Origin of the sequence: Elioraea rosea, from assembly GCF_007644105.1 — a bacterium.
GTDB lineage: Bacteria > Pseudomonadota > Alphaproteobacteria > Acetobacterales > Acetobacteraceae > Elioraea_A > Elioraea_A rosea.
Genome location: NZ_VFAC01000016.1, coordinates 1 through 15,863 on the forward strand (window position 1 = coordinate 1; position 15,863 = coordinate 15,863).

Annotated in this window: 15 protein-coding genes; 13 read left to right on the forward strand and 2 right to left on the reverse strand. The window is 70.1% G+C overall.

The window, feature by feature from the left end; translation table 11 throughout:
- A partial coding sequence (locus tag FIF60_RS11460) for a DNA translocase FtsK (protein WP_408869866.1) occupies positions 1-1,661 on the forward strand: 1,661 nt, incomplete at its 5' end.
- A 24-nt stretch (positions 1,662-1,685) separates the two neighbouring features.
- Here FIF60_RS11460 and FIF60_RS11465 read toward each other — a convergent pair.
- Positions 1,686-1,892 (reverse strand): hypothetical protein, encoded by a 207-nt coding sequence (locus FIF60_RS11465; RefSeq protein ID WP_144186221.1) that lies wholly within the window; start codon positions 1,890-1,892, stop codon positions 1,686-1,688.
- Positions 1,893-2,034: 142 nt separating this feature from the next.
- On the opposite strand from FIF60_RS11465, the gene FIF60_RS11470 reads away from it, so the two are divergent.
- The gene (locus FIF60_RS11470; RefSeq protein WP_239451596.1) at positions 2,035-3,261 is read left to right on the forward strand and encodes a multidrug effflux MFS transporter; all 1,227 of its coding nucleotides are present in this window, start codon (positions 2,035-2,037) and stop codon (positions 3,259-3,261) included.
- On the opposite strand, the gene FIF60_RS11475 is transcribed toward FIF60_RS11470, so the two are convergent.
- Positions 3,246-4,742 (reverse strand): hypothetical protein, encoded by a 1,497-nt coding sequence (locus FIF60_RS11475; RefSeq protein WP_144186222.1) that lies wholly within the window; start codon positions 4,740-4,742, stop codon positions 3,246-3,248. The genes FIF60_RS11470 and FIF60_RS11475 overlap by 16 nt on opposite strands.
- 213 nt (positions 4,743-4,955) lie before the next feature.
- Between FIF60_RS11475 and FIF60_RS11480 the strand changes: the two genes are divergently transcribed.
- The 11 genes from FIF60_RS11480 (at position 4,956) to FIF60_RS11530 (ending at position 15,841) form a co-directional block, all read left to right on the forward strand.
- Positions 4,956-5,621, forward strand: a complete 666-nt coding sequence (locus FIF60_RS11480; protein WP_158639176.1) for a LolA family protein — start codon at positions 4,956-4,958, stop codon at positions 5,619-5,621.
- Between the two features lie 145 nt (positions 5,622-5,766).
- Positions 5,767-6,555, forward strand: a complete 789-nt coding sequence (locus tag FIF60_RS11485) for a gamma-glutamyl-gamma-aminobutyrate hydrolase family protein (protein WP_144186224.1) — start codon at positions 5,767-5,769, stop codon at positions 6,553-6,555.
- A gap of 431 nt (positions 6,556-6,986) precedes the next feature.
- A complete protein-coding gene (locus FIF60_RS11490; RefSeq protein ID WP_144186225.1) occupies positions 6,987-7,814 on the forward strand; it encodes an exodeoxyribonuclease III in 828 nt (275 codons plus the stop codon).
- Between the two features lie 91 nt (positions 7,815-7,905).
- Complete coding sequence (locus tag FIF60_RS11495; protein ID WP_144186226.1) at positions 7,906-8,238, forward strand: hypothetical protein; 333 nt, start codon at positions 7,906-7,908, stop codon at positions 8,236-8,238.
- A 5-nt stretch (positions 8,239-8,243) separates the two neighbouring features.
- On the forward strand, positions 8,244-9,383 hold the full coding sequence (gene grrM, locus FIF60_RS11500; RefSeq protein WP_144186227.1) for a cyclophane-forming radical SAM/SPASM peptide maturase GrrM/OscB: 1,140 nt from the start codon (positions 8,244-8,246) through the stop codon (positions 9,381-9,383).
- Positions 9,367-12,213, forward strand: coding sequence for a hypothetical protein (locus FIF60_RS11505; RefSeq protein ID WP_144186228.1), 2,847 nt, complete (start codon positions 9,367-9,369; stop codon positions 12,211-12,213). The genes grrM and FIF60_RS11505 overlap by 17 nt, the downstream gene beginning before the upstream one ends.
- Before the next feature lie 58 nt (positions 12,214-12,271).
- Positions 12,272-13,156 (forward strand): TrmH family RNA methyltransferase, encoded by an 885-nt coding sequence (locus tag FIF60_RS11510; protein WP_144186229.1) that lies wholly within the window; start codon positions 12,272-12,274, stop codon positions 13,154-13,156.
- Positions 13,157-13,262: 106 nt separating this feature from the next.
- Complete coding sequence (locus FIF60_RS11515) at positions 13,263-13,628, forward strand: DUF6152 family protein (RefSeq protein WP_144186230.1); 366 nt, start codon at positions 13,263-13,265, stop codon at positions 13,626-13,628.
- 10 nt (positions 13,629-13,638) lie between these two features.
- Positions 13,639-14,124 (forward strand): DUF6644 family protein, encoded by a 486-nt coding sequence (locus FIF60_RS11520; protein WP_144186231.1) that lies wholly within the window; start codon positions 13,639-13,641, stop codon positions 14,122-14,124.
- 206 nt (positions 14,125-14,330) lie between these two features.
- On the forward strand, positions 14,331-14,876 hold the full coding sequence (locus FIF60_RS11525) for a GNAT family N-acetyltransferase (RefSeq protein ID WP_158639177.1): 546 nt from the start codon (positions 14,331-14,333) through the stop codon (positions 14,874-14,876).
- A 113-nt stretch (positions 14,877-14,989) separates the two neighbouring features.
- Positions 14,990-15,841, forward strand: a complete 852-nt coding sequence (locus FIF60_RS11530) for a cytochrome c oxidase subunit 3 (protein ID WP_144186233.1) — start codon at positions 14,990-14,992, stop codon at positions 15,839-15,841.
- Positions 15,842-15,863: the final 22 nt, after the last annotated feature.

Below are 15,863 nucleotides of genomic sequence, written 5' to 3' on the forward strand. Positions count from 1 at the left end.
CGGCGGCGATGCCTGCCCCACCCGTCGCCGCGCCCGCAGCCTCGGCGCCCGAGCCGCGCGCGCGCGTCGCCTCCCTTCCCGAGGCGCGGCGTGCGGCAGGGGCGGGGCAGGGAGCGCTGCCTCTCGCCGGCGGCTGGGTTCCGCCACCCCTGACGCTTCTCGCTGAACCGCCGGCGAATCGCCCGGGCCGGCCGAGCGAGGAAAGCCTCGAGGCGAATGCGCGGCTGCTCGAAGGCGTGCTCGCCGATTTCGGCGTGCAGGGGAAGATCACCGCGATCCGCCCTGGCCCCGTCGTCACGCTCTACGAGCTCGAGCCCGCACCCGGAACGAAATCCTCCCGCGTCATCGGGCTGGCCGACGACATCGCGCGGTCGATGAGCGTTCTCTCGGTGCGCGTCGCCGTCGTGCCGGGGCGCAACGCCATCGGCATCGAGATGCCGAACTCGCGGCGCGAGACGGTGTGGCTGTCGGAGCTGTTCTCCTCCGAGGCCTGGGTGCGGGCGCGCGGGCGGCTGAACCTCGCGCTCGGCAAGGACATCGGCGGTGCGCCGGAGATCGTCGACCTCGCCGCCATGCCGCACCTGCTCATCGCCGGCACCACTGGCTCGGGCAAGTCGGTCGCGATCAACACCATGATCCTCTCGCTCGTGATGCGTCTCTCCCCCGAGGAGTGCCGGCTCATCATGATCGACCCGAAGATGCTCGAGCTCTCGGTGTATGACCGCATCCCGCATCTTCTCGCGCCCGTCGTCACCGAGCCTGCGAAGGCGGTCGGCGCGCTCAAATGGGCGGTGCGCGAGATGGAGCGGCGCTACCGGCTGATGAGCCAGCTCGGCGTGCGCAACGTGGGCGGCTACAACGCGCGCGTGGCCGAGGCCCGCGCGAAGGGCGAGACGATCAGCCGCCGCGTGCAGACGGGTTTCGATCCCGAAACGGGCAAGCCGACCTACGAGGACCAGCCGCTCGCGCTCGATCCGCTTCCCTTCATCGTCATCGTCGTCGACGAGATGGCAGACCTGATGCTCGTCGCTGGCAAGGAGATCGAGGCGACGGTGCAGCGGCTGGCGCAGATGGCGCGCGCTGCCGGCATCCACATCCTGATGGCGACGCAGCGCCCCTCCGTCGATGTCATCACCGGCGTGATCAAGGCGAACTTCCCGACACGCATCTCGTTCCGCGTGGTGTCGAAGGTGGACAGCCGCACCATCCTGAACGAGCAGGGGGCCGAGCAGCTTCTGGGCCAGGGCGACATGCTGCGCATGGGCGATGGCGGTCGCATCGTGCGCGTGCACGGACCCTTCGTGTCGGACAGCGAGGTGGAGCGCGTCGTCTCCTATCTCCGCAGCCTCGGCGAGCCCGACTATGTCGACGAGGTGACGGAGGCGGATGCGACGGTGGCCGAGGCGGGCGCCGGTGCGCCGACACTCGGCCTCGACGGCCCCATCGGGGACGAGAGCGACGAGACCTCGCTCTACGACCAGGCGGTGGCGCTTGTCGCGCGCGAGGGCAAGGCCTCGACGAGCTTCATCCAGCGGCACCTGCAGATCGGCTACAACCGTGCCGCCAGGCTGATCGAGCGCATGGAGAAGGAAGGTGTGGTCGGCCCGCCGAACCATGTCGGCAAGCGGGAGATCCTCGTCAGGCGGACGAACGAGGACTAGCTGCTTCGCGGGCCCGTCAGAGCCTCAGCGGAACTGGGCCAACCGCGCATCGGCCTTGCGGCGAAGCGCGGCGAAGAAGGCCGCACGCTCTGCGCCGGAGAGCGGCCCGCTGCGCATGTCGCCCCACTCGCGCGCGCGCAGGATCACCTTCTCTCCCGCGACACCCGATGCGGTCGCGAAATCGAGCGTGGCCGGCGGCTCGGCCTCGAAGGCGGGCATCTCATTCGGCATGGCCGGTCTCTCCAGTCCGTTCCTCGCACATGCTGCGCGCCGTTCCTTGCCGGGCGGTTAACGCGGTCGTGACGGAGCAATCGTTCCCGGCCATGCCGCCGGCGCACTCGCCACGCGCCGGCCGGCGCGCAAGACTGGGCGGATGGCCATCCCTCTGAACCCCGCGCAGCCGCTTCCCTCCTTCACGCGGCTCGTGCTGATCCTCGGCACGCTCACCGCCGTCGGCGCGCTCTCGATCGACATGTACCTGCCCGCCTTCCCGGCCATGGAGGCCGAGTTCGGCGGAAGGCCAGGCACCGCGCAGGCGACGCTCGCTGCCTTTTTCATCGGCATCTCGATCGGCCAGCTCGTGCAGGGGCCGCTGGCGGACCGGTTCGGCAGGCGAAAGCCGCTGCTTGCGGGAAGCCTGCTCTACACGCTCGCCACCATCGGCTGCGCGGTCGCGCCGGATGCGACGAGCTTCTCCGCCTTCCGGGTGCTCGCGGCGTTCGGCGGTTCGGCAGGCATGGTGATCCCGCGCGCCGTCGTGCGCGACATCGCCGAGGGCACGGCGGCGGCGCGGATGATGAGCCGGCTGGTTCTCGTGATGGGCGCGGCGCCGATCCTCGCCCCGTCACTCGGCGGGCTGGCGCTCGCCTTCGGCAACTGGCGGCTGATCTTCTGGGTGCTCGCTCTCTACGGCGTCGTCTGCATCCTGCTCGTCTGGCGGGCCCTGCCCGAGACGCTGGAGCCGGCGCGGCGGCGGCATGACAGCCCCGCCGGCATCGTCGTCACCTATGTCGCGATCCTGAAGGACCCGTCCTACCTCGCGCCCGCGCTGTCTGCCTGCGCGGGGTTCGGCGGGCTGTTCGCCTATATCGCCGGCGCGTCGGATGCGTTCATGAAGCTCGGCGGGCTGTCGGAGAGCAGCTTCGCCGCGCTGTTCGGGCTGAACGCCGCGTTCTTCATCGCCTTCGCGCAGGTCAATGCCTGGGCGCTCGGCCGCGCGAGCCCGGCGCGGCTGATCGGCTGGGGCGTGACCGCGCTCGGCGTTTCCGCGGCGGCGCTGCTTGCCGTCGCGCTTGCCAGGATCGCGCATCCCCTCGCCATTGCCGCGCCGGTCGCGGCAGCGATGGCGGCGCTCGGCTTCATCGGGCCGAACGGCACCGCGCTCGCGCTCGCGCGGCAGGGCCACCGCGCGGGCAGCGCCTCGGCGCTTTCGGGAACGATGACCTTCGTGTTCGGAGCGGCGAGCGCAGCCGTGGTCGCGCTGGCGGCGGACGGCACTGCGCGGCCGATGGCGCTGGCCGTGGCGTTCTGGTCTGCGGTGGCCGTCGGCGCCGATCTCTGGCGCCGACGGCTCGCGAAGAAGCGTCAGAAGAAGACGTAGTCGTTCCCGGCAACCAGGCCGGTTACGCCCTCGACGATGATCGCCTTGCCGGCATCGTCTGCGAAGGTGAACACCGTGTCGCCGCCGATCTCGGCGACGGTGACGCCCGCGTCGGTGCCCGATGCGGTGTCGATGCGGAGCAGGTCGAGCACGGTGTCGAAGCCGACCAGCGTGTCGAGCTTGGTGTCGGCATCCGTCGCGTCATAGACGACGATGTCGGCGCCAGGCCCGAGGTTCAGCACGTCGCCGCCCGAGGAGAACAGCTCCTCGAAGGTCAGGCCACGGACCAGGAAGTCGTGCGGGTCCGAGCGTGCAGGGTCGTCGACCGCCGAGATCTTCACCGTGTCGAACGCGAACGCGCCCTCGCTGTCGATGACGATCTGCGAGTTGCCCGGCCGCGTCTTGCCGTAGCTGTCGCCGCTGAAGGACTGGTAGGTGTCGGAGAAGACGAGCGTCTCGCCGTCGTACAGCGAGATCACCACGCCCTCGAACACGTTCGGGCCGAGCTCGTTCTGGTAGAACACCGTCAGGTCGATCGTGACCTTCGAGGCCTTCTGTCCCTCGTAGGCCCCGCCGATGGTGACCGAGAACACGTCCGGCCCGTCGATCTCGAAGCTGCGGTCATCGGTGCCGCGGATTCCGAGGCCGACAACGCCTTCGGGGAGGAAGGAGGAGGGTACGGAGCGGCTGGAGGTGATGCGGCCATTGGCCTCGATGATCGCGCCATCAGCCTGCCAGTCGGCGATGAGGGCCTCGGTCGTCGCCATGTTGTCGTAGCCGTAGGCGAGCGAGAAGGCGAAGCTTCCCTGGTCGCCGCCCATGTCGGTCGTGATCGTGACGAAGGCACCGCCGACCACGTTGAGCGCGCCCGCCCCGGTGAAGCTCTCGCCTGGCGCGTAGCTCATCGTGTCGTCGAAGTCCGAGCCGGTGACGGTGAAGGCGTTCACCCAGGTGTTGTCGTTCGACGACGTCGTGATCAGCAGGTCGAGCCCGCCTTCGAGGCCGGAGGCGTCCACCTCGCCGCGCTTGGCGTTGAGGATCTCGACCTCGTAGGTCTCGCCCGTCGGCGCCTTGATGCCGTCGCCGAGCTTCAGCCGCACATCGACGAAGTTCTCGATCACCACCTTCTCGACGAGGTCGTCGGTGGTCAGCACCAGCTCGAGGTTCTTGATGGCGTTCCAGTCGGAGGACTTGAGGCCGAGCTCGATCGCGTCCTCGGTGATCGAGAAGGTCTCGAGCGCCGGGCCGGCCGAGAAGCTCGCGCCGGAATTGGCGGTCAGCACCTTGCCCGAGCCCATCGCCGAGGTGAGCGCCGCGGAAGGGCCGCCGGAAAGGTCGAACAGGCTGCCACTGTTGTTGACGAAGCCTTCGGGCCCGCCACCGAAGGCCGATGTCCCGAACCCGCCGACACCGGCGACGTCCCAGGCGTTGCGCGTCCCATTGAAAGTGGAGGACCGGGAAAACGTCACATAGCTTGCCATTGTCTCGCCTTCTGCGCTCACGAACTCGCGAGGGAACCTACATGCACCGGCATGCGTCCCTCAAGCGAGTTAACGGCACCATCTGCAACTTTTGCGTAAATTAACTATGCTTCATCTCACATGGCGTGTGCTTGCGACGGGTTTGGCGCGCGGCTGAGACGCTGTGCCAGCCGTTACTCGCTGCTCCGGCGCCGCGGCGCTAGGATCGGCCGCATGCATCGACGTTCCCTCCTCACCGGCGCGGGCGCGCTTGCGGCGCTGCCGCCCGGCCCGTTCCGTTCCAAGGCCCTCGCGCAGTCCTCCGCCGCGCCGCGCGCGCAACCGCTGACGTCCTCGGATAGGGCGGCGATCGGGCGTGCAGAGGCCGCGCTCGCCGGCATCCGAACCCTGAAGGCGCGTTTCCTCCAGGCCGATGCCCGCGGCGGCACGGCGCAGGGAACCGTGTGGATGCAGCGGCCAGGCCGCGCCCGATTCGCCTACGACCCTCCCTCCACGATCCTCGTCGTCTCCGACGGCACGATCGTGACCTTCTTCGACAGCGCGGTGAACCAGACGAGCGCGGTGCCGCTCGGCTCCACGCCCTTGGGCACGCTCCTCGCCGAGCGGGTGCGCCTCGACGAGGGCGATGCGCGCGTCGCCGCCGTGCAGCAGCGCGAGGGCCTCGTGCAGATCACCGTGGTCAAGCGCGCGAGCCCGGCAGAGGGAAGCCTGACGCTCACCTTCGCCGACACGCCGCTCGAGCTCCGCCAGTGGACGGTGATCGACACGCAGGGCCGCGAGGTGCGCGTGACGCTGTACGAGATCGAGACGGGGGTGCGCATCGACCCCGCGCTGTTCCGCTTCGTCTCGCCCGATCTCGGCGTGCCGCAGCCCAGGTAGGAACGCGGCGTGCCATGGCCCGGCCTTTACGCCGCCGCAATCGAACAGCGATACTGTCGTTTCGCGACGGCTGGGGCGGACAGCGCCCGCGGCGCGGCGCGACCCCCGGGGGGGTGGCCCTGGCGGAGGCGGTGACGACGGAACGATGAAGCCCCTGATCGGCATTTCCTGCTGCGTGAAGCTGTTCGGCAGCTACGGCCGCCCGAACCATGCGGTGTCCGACACCTACGTGCGCGCGGTCGACCTCGTGATCGGCGGCCTGCCCTGCCTGATCCCGGCGATGGGCGAGCGCGCGGATGTGGAGAGCTTCCTCGGCCGCATCGACGGGCTGATCCTCACCGGCAGCCCCTCGAACGTGCTTCCCTCTCTCTATGGTGGACCGCCGCACCCCGACGGCGTGCCAGAGGACCCCGCGCGCGATGCCGTGACGCTGCCGCTGATCCGCGCCGCGATCGGCCTCGGCGTGCCGATGCTCGCGATTTGCCGCGGCATGCAGGAGCTGAACGTCGCGCTCGGCGGCACGCTCGACCAGAGGATCCAGGACCTTCCCGGCAGGATGGACCATTCGACGCCGACCGAGCAGGCCTTCGGCCCGGTGCGCACCGCAAAGGCGCACGAGGTGCGGCTTGCCGCGGGCGCCAGGCTCGCGGCCATCGTCGGCGGCGACAGGCTCTCGGTGAACAGCCTGCACAACCAGGGCATCGCACGGCTCGCGCCGGGCCTTGTCGTCGAGGCGACGGCGCCGGATGGCACGATCGAGGCGGTGCGTGTGTCCGGCGCACGCGGCTTCGCGCTCGGCGTCCAGTGGCACCCCGAATACGACTTCGAAACGGACAGCGCCTCGCGGGCGATCTTCATGGCGTTTGCCGATGCAGTGGCCCGCTACACCGGCGCGCGGGGCCGCGATGGGGCCAGTCGCATCGCCGCCGAGTGATCGCGCAGGAATAGAAAATCCATCTCGTTGATGACGCCTGAGGCGATGCTCAGGAGGGCGGCGCTCGATTGCGTGCAGGCGCGCGCGGTGTCACCATTTCCGGGTTGCACTGCTTGGCGTTCAAGTATCTAATCAATGCATCGGCGCGATTAAGCGTCGAGTTACCGCGAGGACCGGTTTCCCCTGCCGAACCTTGCGGGTTCCGTACGGAACAAGCGGCGCCCGGTTACCCCCCTAACCGGGCGCTTTCTTGTTGTCTTTTTACTCTCACACACCCGTCACGTAAATGAGAGACAAGTCTCAATTTTGGACATGGCGGGACTGTGCCATCGTCTGGCGCGAGTGTGCGTGTCACGGTTTTTCCACATGGTCCAGGCAGTTCGACGCGGCGCCGGATTTCCTCCCTGCATGAGGTGCTCTATTCAGCGTTGATGGCCAGACGCCCCCGCCCGCTTCGCATCGCCACCTGGAACATCAACTCGGTCCGCCTGCGCTCCGCGCGGCTCGGCGACCTCGCCGCGGCCCTCGAGCCGGACATCCTCTGCCTGCAGGAGACGAAATCGCCCGACGAGCACTTCCCGCTCGCCGAGGTGAAGCGGCTTGGCTTCCGCCACGTGCTGATGCGCGGGATGAAGGGCTACAACGGCGTGGCGATCCTCTCGCGCCTGCCGCTCGCACCGGTCGAGGGAATGCCGGACTGGTGCACCAAGGGCGATTGCCGCCACATCGCCGCCGACATCGACCTCCCCGGCGGGCCGGTGCGGATCCACAATTTCTACGTCCCTGCGGGCGGCGACATCCCCGACCCCGAGGCGAACCCGAAGTTCCGCCACAAGCTCGAGTTCGTCGAGGAGGCAACCCGCTTCTTCCAGGCCGGCGCGGCCGATGGCGGGCGGACGGTGCTGGTGGGCGACCTCAACATCGCCCCGCTGCCCGACGATGTATGGAGCCATCGCCAGCTTCTCGACGTCGTCTCCCACACGCCGGTCGAGACGGAGGGGCTCACGCGCTGGCTCGCCACCGCCGGGGGCTGGGTGGATGCCCCTCGGGTGACGGTCCCGGTGCCGCAGAAGCTCTACACTTGGTGGTCCTACCGAAACCGCGACTGGCGGCTGTCCGACCGCGGCCGCCGGCTCGACCATGTGTGGCTGACGCCCGATCTGCGCGGCGCCCTGAAGGACACGACCATCCTGAAGGACGCGCGCGACTGGCCCCAGGCCTCCGACCATGTTCCGGTGATGGCAACGCTTCTGATCTAGCGCAAGGACGCAGGGCGCTCCGTTAGGCTAGGGATCGCCCTTCCGCGCCGGTGCGCCATCGCGCCCGCGGGAGGGACAGGAGGTCCGCTGCATGCCGGGTCGCAGCGCCCGCGGCATCACGCTTCTGGCGTTCGGCTGGATCGCGGCCGTCGCGCCAGGGCCGGTGCTGTCCCAACCCGCCCACACGCACACAGCCGGCGAGCAGGCACGCGAGGCGCTGACGCTCGAGCAGCGCGTCGCGCGGGTGCGCGAGGCGCTCGCAGGTGCCCGCGCCGCCGCGCGCAGCACCCTTCCCGCGCCAGGGCCGTGCTGCGCGACCTATGCGCAGTGGTTCAACTTCCCCAACTTCCCCAACTTCCCGAATTTCCCCAACTTCCCGAACTTTCCCAATTTCCCCAACTTTCCGAACTTCCCGAACCGGTAGCGGCGATGCCTCCGCCCGCGATCCCGGAAGCGATCGAGCTCCTCGTCCTCCAGGGCACGGGCTTCTGCAACATCGACTGCAGCTACTGCTACCTGCCGGGCCGCACCGACCCGCGGCGCATGTCGGACGAGACGCTGCGCACGGTGCTCGCCAAGGTGCTGCGGAGCCGCTTCGTCGCCGATGCGCTGACGATCTGCTGGCATGCGGGAGAGCCGCTCGTCCTGCCGCGCAGCTTCTATGCGCGCGCGATCGCTCTTGCCGCATCCCTCGCACCGCCCGGCCTTCGCCTGACGCACAACATCCAGACGAACGGCCTGCTGATCGACGAGGCCTGGTGCGGCTTCCTGCGCGAGCACGGCATCCGCCTCGGCCTCAGCCTCGACGGGCCGGCCTTCCTGCATGACGCGGCCCGCCGGACGCGAAGCGGCGAGGGAACGCATGCGCGCGTTATGCGCGGCGTCGCGTTGCTCCAGCGACACCGCGTGCCATTCCACGTCATCACCGTGTTGCGCAGCGAGAGCCTCGACCACGCGGATGCGCTGTTCGACTTCTATGTCGAGCATGGGGTGAGGGAGGTCGCGTTCAACATCGACGAGACGGACGGCGTCGCCCCCGTCTCATCGCATGCGGGTCCGGGCGCCGGGGCGGCGTTGCGCGGCTTCTTCCGACGCTTCCTCGAGCGGATGCGCGGCGCGCCGGGTGCGATCAGCCTGCGTGAGCAGGTCTGGGCGACGCCTGCGATCGCGAACGGGTTGCCCGAAGGCTACAATCAGGAGGCTGAACCGTTCCGCATCGTCTCCGTCACGCGCGACGGGCGCATGGCCTCGTTCTCGCCCGAACTCCTCGGCACCCAGAGCGCCGCGCATGGCGACTTCATCCTCGGCGACCTCATGCGCGAGGACCTCGAAACGATCCGTGTCCGCACCGAACGGTCGCGCCTTGCCGCCGAGATCGCCGCGGGCGTCGCGGCCTGCCGCGACCGCTGCGCCTACTTCCGCTTCTGCGGGGGCGGAGCGCCAGGCAACAAGTGGGCCGAGCACGGCTCTTTCGACGCGACCGAGACGGCCTATTGCCGGCTGATGCGCAAGACACTGATCGACTGCGTTCTCGAGGACATGGAGGTGAGCCTTGGCCTTGCCGGCTGACCCCGACCCGGCCGGTGCGCCGGCCAAGCCGGGCCTCGTCCGGCGCTCCGGCCGTTGGCTGAGGCGCACGGGTATCCGCGTCTGGCGATCGGCCCGCATCGCCGGCGGGCTCGCGGTTCTGCTCGTCGCCCTGCTCGCCGCGCTCGTCGTGCTGGATGTCGGGATCGAGCGCGTCACGCGCGTCGTCGACCGCCACACCCGGCCCACCGGCGGGTTCATCTCCGTCGAAAGCCCGGAAGTGTACACGCGCGAGCGGCTGCTGAACGACCGGCTCGACCATGCCGCCTGGCTCGACAAGCAGCTCCTCCAGATGATGCAGGACGATTTCGCGGGCAAGTTCCGCAGCGTCGATGCGCTGCAGACGGCGGAGGTGCTGCGCCGCATCGGCGCGCAGGGAACGCCCGACCGCCAGACACTTGCCGCCGCCGAGCCGACGACGCTCGCCGTGTTCGAGGCGATGAACGAGTATCGCGAGGCCCTGCGCGCGGAGCGCACGCAACTCCTGCTCGATGACCGGCACGACGCAGAGGGCAACACGCTCTACCTCCTGTCGTTCGACACCACCGTGGTGCGTGCGCGCGGCGAGGACAGGCTCGGCTTCATCATGCTTCGGATCGCGAGCCCCACGGCGATCGGCGGGTGGGAGGCGCGGCGTCGGCCTGCGGCGAACACACTCGTCGATCTCGCCGCGGAGGATTTCGCCCGTGTGTACGCGCAGTGGATCGAACAGTTCGGGTCGGCCATCGACCAGGTCGTCGCCGCCACGGCCGGGGCCATCTCGACGCGCCAGCTGCAGCCGGCGGAGGAGGCGCTGCTCGGGCGGACACTTGCGCTGAGCGTGTGTCGCGCGCTCGGCCCCGATGCGCGCTGGCCCGCCTGCCGGGCGCTCGCCTGGCGCATGGGCGATCCGTCCGCCGCGTCGGAGGAGGGTGCACAGGCTCCGCTCGCTGTAAGCGGGGCGGCGATGGTCCAGTACTGGTACGGCGCGATGCTCGCCGAGGCCCAGCGCCTCGTCGACGATAGCGTGAAGCGAGCACTCATGGCGCGGCGGGACGATGCGCTCGTGGCGATGGCGCGCGTCGGCTTCGCGGTTGAGCGCAACGCCAGGGGCCCGGTCGACCGATTGGAATGGATCGCGGGGTTGATGCACTCCTGCTCGATCCGGCCGCAGGAGCCTTACGAGCCCGTCACCGTCGTCGAGCTCGCGCAGATCGAAGCGCATAACGGCGCCTCCGACGATCTGCGCGGCGAGCCCGGCCTCTCCGCCCGCCCGCGCTTCGAGGTTCCCTCGTTCCCGTGTCCGCCGAACGACCTGCAGGTCAGTGCCGCCGCCGCACTCGGGCTGCGCGCGTGGCTGCTCGCCAACCGGCGGGCGCGCGAGACGGTGCGCGACGGACTCGCGGCAGCGGCAGAGAACGACCTCGATGGCTTCGCCCGCGCGAAGGAGCTCGGCCTCGCATGCCTGCGCAAAGCGATGGCGGGGCAGACGAATGGCGATCGCTCGGCGGATTGCGTCGGCCTTCCGGGGATTCCGCTCCAGCGCACGTACCATGTCCGCACCGATGCCTGTTCGGCGACCGCCTTCCAGCAGGAGCGGCTCGCCCCGGTGATGCGGCGCGTGCCCTCGATCGTGAGCGAGGACGAGGAGGGCACGCGGCCGATCGTCGCACTGCACGAGATCGACCTGCCGGCCTCCCCCTGGTGTCGCCTCGTCGCCGAGCCGGTTACGCCGGGGCACGAGAACCGCGCCGCGGCGGCACTGTGGAACGCGCTGAACCGCGACCTCGACGTGTTCTCCTATGCGCTCGTGCCGCGAAGCCTGCGCGAGCGGGTGAGCATCCGCACCGGTGCCTCGGATGCGCTCTCCGTCGCAGGCGACAGCGGTGTCGGGCGGCTGCTTGCCGGGCTGTCGCTCGACGAGACACGAAGCGAGAGCCTCGCGCGCCAGGAAGGGCGCCTGCTCGTGCTCGGGTTCGGCACGCCGAGCCGCCTGCGCGGCGGGGCTGCGGCGCCGACGGCGAGGCGCACCACCCGCCCGGGCGCGATGAGGGACGAGAACGCCGTGGTGTTCGGCTGGCTCGTTCGCCCGCGCAGCGCGGCAGAGGTGGCGGGCGGCGGCGATGGCCAGGGAAGCGACCACCTGAAGCTCCAGGCGACCATCTCGGTTCCCTCATGGTGGCGCATCGTCGCCCTCGAGGAGGTGACATGCTGGGTGCGGCCCGAACGCCTCGGCACCGCTTTCGACGCGGTGCGCCGCGGCGGTGCGCCGCATGCGGCCGATCTCTGGCGCGCCGTCGCCGAAGGGGCCGGCGTCGAGGGGTGCCGCGTGCGTCCGGCAAGCCTCACCCTGCCGGGCAAGGTCGTCGACATCTCCGCCCGCCTCGGCATCGCCGTCGAGAAGCAGCCGCACATCTTCGGCAAGCCGCCCGGCCAGGCCGAGCGGGAGCCGCGGCACATCCTTCAGGCTGGCCGGCGCGCGCGGCTCGTCATCGAGGGCGGCAGGCTGTGGCGGAACACGATCGTCACGATCGGCTCCCAGCGGGCGAACCGCATCAGCGTGCTGCCGGACATGCAGGGAATCATCGCCGAGTTCGAGTGTCTCGAGCCGCCCCTTCTGGCGCGCCTGCCGAACACGACCGAGCGGTTCTCCATCTTCCCCCCGCCGCATGAGGGAGACGTGATGGCGCCGGTGCAGCTCTGGACGAGCGAGGGCAAGGACGAGATCCCCGGCGGCGTGCTGGTGCGGCGCTTCACGCCAGACGAGAAGGCGGGCATCGCGCGCCCCTGCTACGCGACGCAGGCAGAGACGACGGCGGTGCGCGCACCCTGATCGTCGGCCCCCGGCTCCTCCCTTCCCATCCGCGCCGGCTCTGCTAGCGTCCGCCGCCATGAGCGCGCGACCCCCCGCCCGCCCGCCGCGCGGGCCGACACAGACTGCAAGCCCTCACGCCGGACCGAGGCCGCCGCGCGAAGGCGGTCGCCGCGAATGGCGCGAGAGCCGGCCCGCGCCGCTCGTCCTGCGCGCCGCCCCGCGCGAGGAACCGTCAGACCGTGACCTGCTGCGCATCGCCGGGCTTCCGGCGGTCGCCGCGCTGATGGCGCGCTCTCCCCAGCGGGTCGAGCGGCTGTTCTACGAGGAGCGTCACCGCGAGAGCGTCGGGCCCTGGTGCAAGCTGCTCGCCGCGGCGCGCAAGCCCTACCGCATGCTGCCCCGCGAGGAGATGGACCGGGTCGCCGGCTCAAAGCTGCATGGCGGCATCGTGGCCGTCGCACGCCCGAAGGCGGTGCCGGCCTTCGACCCGGCCGCCGCCATCGCGCAGGCGCCGAAATGCCGGCTGCTGCTCGTGCTCGACGGCATCGGCAATGCCAACAACCTCGGCGCCATCGCGCGCACCGCCGCCTTCCTCGGCCTCGACAGGCTGGTGATCTCGTCCGACCCGCGCCAGGCGGCGCCGACCGACGCGGCTTATCGCGTCTCCGAGGGCGGGCTCGAGCACCTGCTCATCGCCCGCGCCGCGGAGCTTCCGGCCGCGCTCGCCGCCATCCGTCCAGCCTACCGGACGGTCGCGGCCGTCGCTTCGGGCGGCACCGACCCGGCGAAGCTGCCGCGCGACAGGCCCGTCGCCCTCGTCCTCGGCAACGAGGAGACCGGGCTTTCGCCCGCCACGGTGGACGCTTGCGAGGCGAAGGCGACAATCGCTGGCGGCGGCGCGCTCGACAGCCTGAACGTCTCGGTTGCGGCAGGCATCCTGATGCACGCGCTGAGGCGCTGAGGCCCACGGCGCAGGGCCCCTGCGCGCTCTTCACGCATCGGTGTGCGTGTGTTCCACGCCGGAGCCCGATGCGCCATCTTCCGGAGCGAACCCAGGAGACGCTCCGATGACGCGCATCGCCCCCTCGCCCCGCCGCGCCGTTCTTGCTGCCCTGCTCGCAGGGCTGCCGGCCACCGCGCTCGCCCATCACGGCTGGGGCAGCTACGACCCGCAGAATGCCCAGACCCTGAAGGGCACGATCGAACGCGTCGAGTTCAGCAACCCGCACGCCACGATCTGGCTGAAGACGCCGGACAAGACCTGGGAGGTCGTGCTCGCTCCTCCCTTCCGCATGACCAACCGCCAGCTCCCCGGCTCGGCGCTGACGGCCGGGTCGGAGGTCGAGGTGATGGGCTATCCGCACCGGAACCGGGATATCGAGCTGCGGGCGGAGTGGATCCGCGTCGGCACGCAGGTGACGCAGCTTCGCTGAGGCGGCAGGCATGGACGAGCACGCCGTCGCGCCCGTCGCGTGGGCCGCCTGGTTGGAGGCGAGCGCGCTCGGTCACGCCGCGCGGGACAGTCTGTGGCTGTACCCGCTGGTGTCGGTCGCGCACGTGCTTGCCGTCGCGGTGCTCGTCGGTGGAATCCTGGTGTTCGATCTCCGCGTCCTCGGGTTCGCCTCGCGCATTCCTCTCTCCGCCGCCGGCGGGTTGATCCTGCCGCTCGCCCGGGCGGCCTTCGTCGTCGCACTGGCCTCGGGTGCGGTGATGCTGGCGGCGGATGCGACGCACGTCGCCTCGAACCCGGCCTTCCTGGTCAAGGCGGTGGCGGTGATGTTGGCCGGGGCGAACATCCTGCTGTTCCACGTCATCGCCCTGCCGAGCCTCGAGGCGCCGATCGGCGGCCTCGCCCGGACGTCGGCAGCCTGTTCCCTCGCGCTGTGGCTGACTGTGGCGGCTTCGGGCCGCGCCATTGCGTATTTCTGACAAGATTGGACGTATAATTTTTTGCCGGCCTGCATCCGACGGCCATGCTCCTGCGTAATGCTACGGGACGCCCAGCAGCGGAGGGAGCGATTGCCATGGCGCATGACATCGTCGCAGCGAGCGATAGCAGGTCAGTTTCGAGTGAATTCGTCGCTTTCGATGGATTTGCGCCTTGCTTTCGGCGCGGCGCGGCGGCACGGGAGGTCATGTCGATCGACGACCGCTTCAGCATTCGCCCTCCAGGCGCGACGGAAGGGGCAGAGCTCGCCTCGGTCCTCGCGGCGATGGAGCGGCACTACGACGCGGCGGTGACCGATGACGAGGCGGCCTCGGCCTGCGCGCGGCTGCTCGGCGGCCATGCCCCGGCGCGCTGCCTTGTCGCCGTTTCGCTCGGCGGGGTCGGCGAGGCGGGGCGGTTCCTTGGCATCGCGCTGTTCGCCCCCGTGTTTCCCGGCGCGCGGTTCCGCGACGTGATGTTCCTCAAGGAACTGTTCGTCCGCCCCGAGGCGCGGGGCGAGGGCGTGGCGCGGGCACTCCTGGCAGGCGTCGCGCGCGCGACCATCGATGCCGGCTGCGAACGCCTCGAATGGGTCACCGACCGGGGCAATGCCGGGGCTCGGGCCGCCTACAAGGCCATGGGCGTGGCGGAGGGCGACCGGGTGACCTACCGCGTGGGCGCGCAGGGCCTCGTCCGGCTCGCCGCCACCGGCCACGCCGATCCGCGCGGAGACCGGCGGTCGATGCCCCGTTGAGCGCGCCGCCCGCCGGTTCGCGGGCGCTTGATCGTCCCGCCGATTTCGGGGATTGATGCGCCGCACGATGTCTCGCGGTGCAACAGCCCCGCTTTGCAACAGGATTGAGGGCGATGGCAGACAGCCTCGGCAGCACGGTCGAACCTTCGGGCATCAAGCAGCCCTACCATCTCGTCGACCCTTCGCCGTGGCCGATCGTCGGCGCAGCGGCTGCCGGCCTGCTCGCCTTCGGCGCCATCGAGGCGATGCACAACAGCACCTATTTCCTGCTGTCCGCCGGCTTCGGCGCGGTCCTGCTGACCATGTTCCTGTGGTGGCGCGACGTGCTGAAGGAAAGCCGCACGCCCGGGCTGCACACGCCCATCGTCCGGCTCGGCCTGCGTTACGGCATGATGCTGTTCATCGCCTCCGAGGTGATGTTCTTCGTTGCGTTCTTCTGGGCCTATTTCCACTACGCCCTGTTCCCGACGCATCTTGCCGAAGGGGTGTACTCGGCCGCGACCTGGCCGCCGCCTGGCGTGCTGACGTTCGACCCCTGGCACCTGCCGCTGCTCAACACGATGATCCTGCTGCTCTCCGGCTGCACGGTGACCTGGGCGCACCACTCGCTGATCCACGGCGACCGGAAGGGCCTCGTGCTCGGGCTCGCGATCACCGTCGGCCTCGGCCTCACCTTCACCGCGGTGCAGGCCTACGAGTACTCGGTCGCGCCGTTCAAGTTCATCAACGGCGGGGTCTATCCCTCCACCTTCTTCCTCGCCACCGGCTTCCACGGCTTCCACGTCATCGTCGGCACGATCTTCCTCGCCGTCTGCCTGTTCCGCGCGATGAAGGGGCATTTCACGGCAGAGCGGCATTTCGGCTTCGAGGCCGCCGCGTGGTACTGGCACTTCGTGGACGTGGTGTGGCTGTTCCTGTTCGTCTGCATCTACATCTGGGGCGCGGGCGAGATCGCCCACCACTGAGCCCCCGCCCCAATCCTCGGCC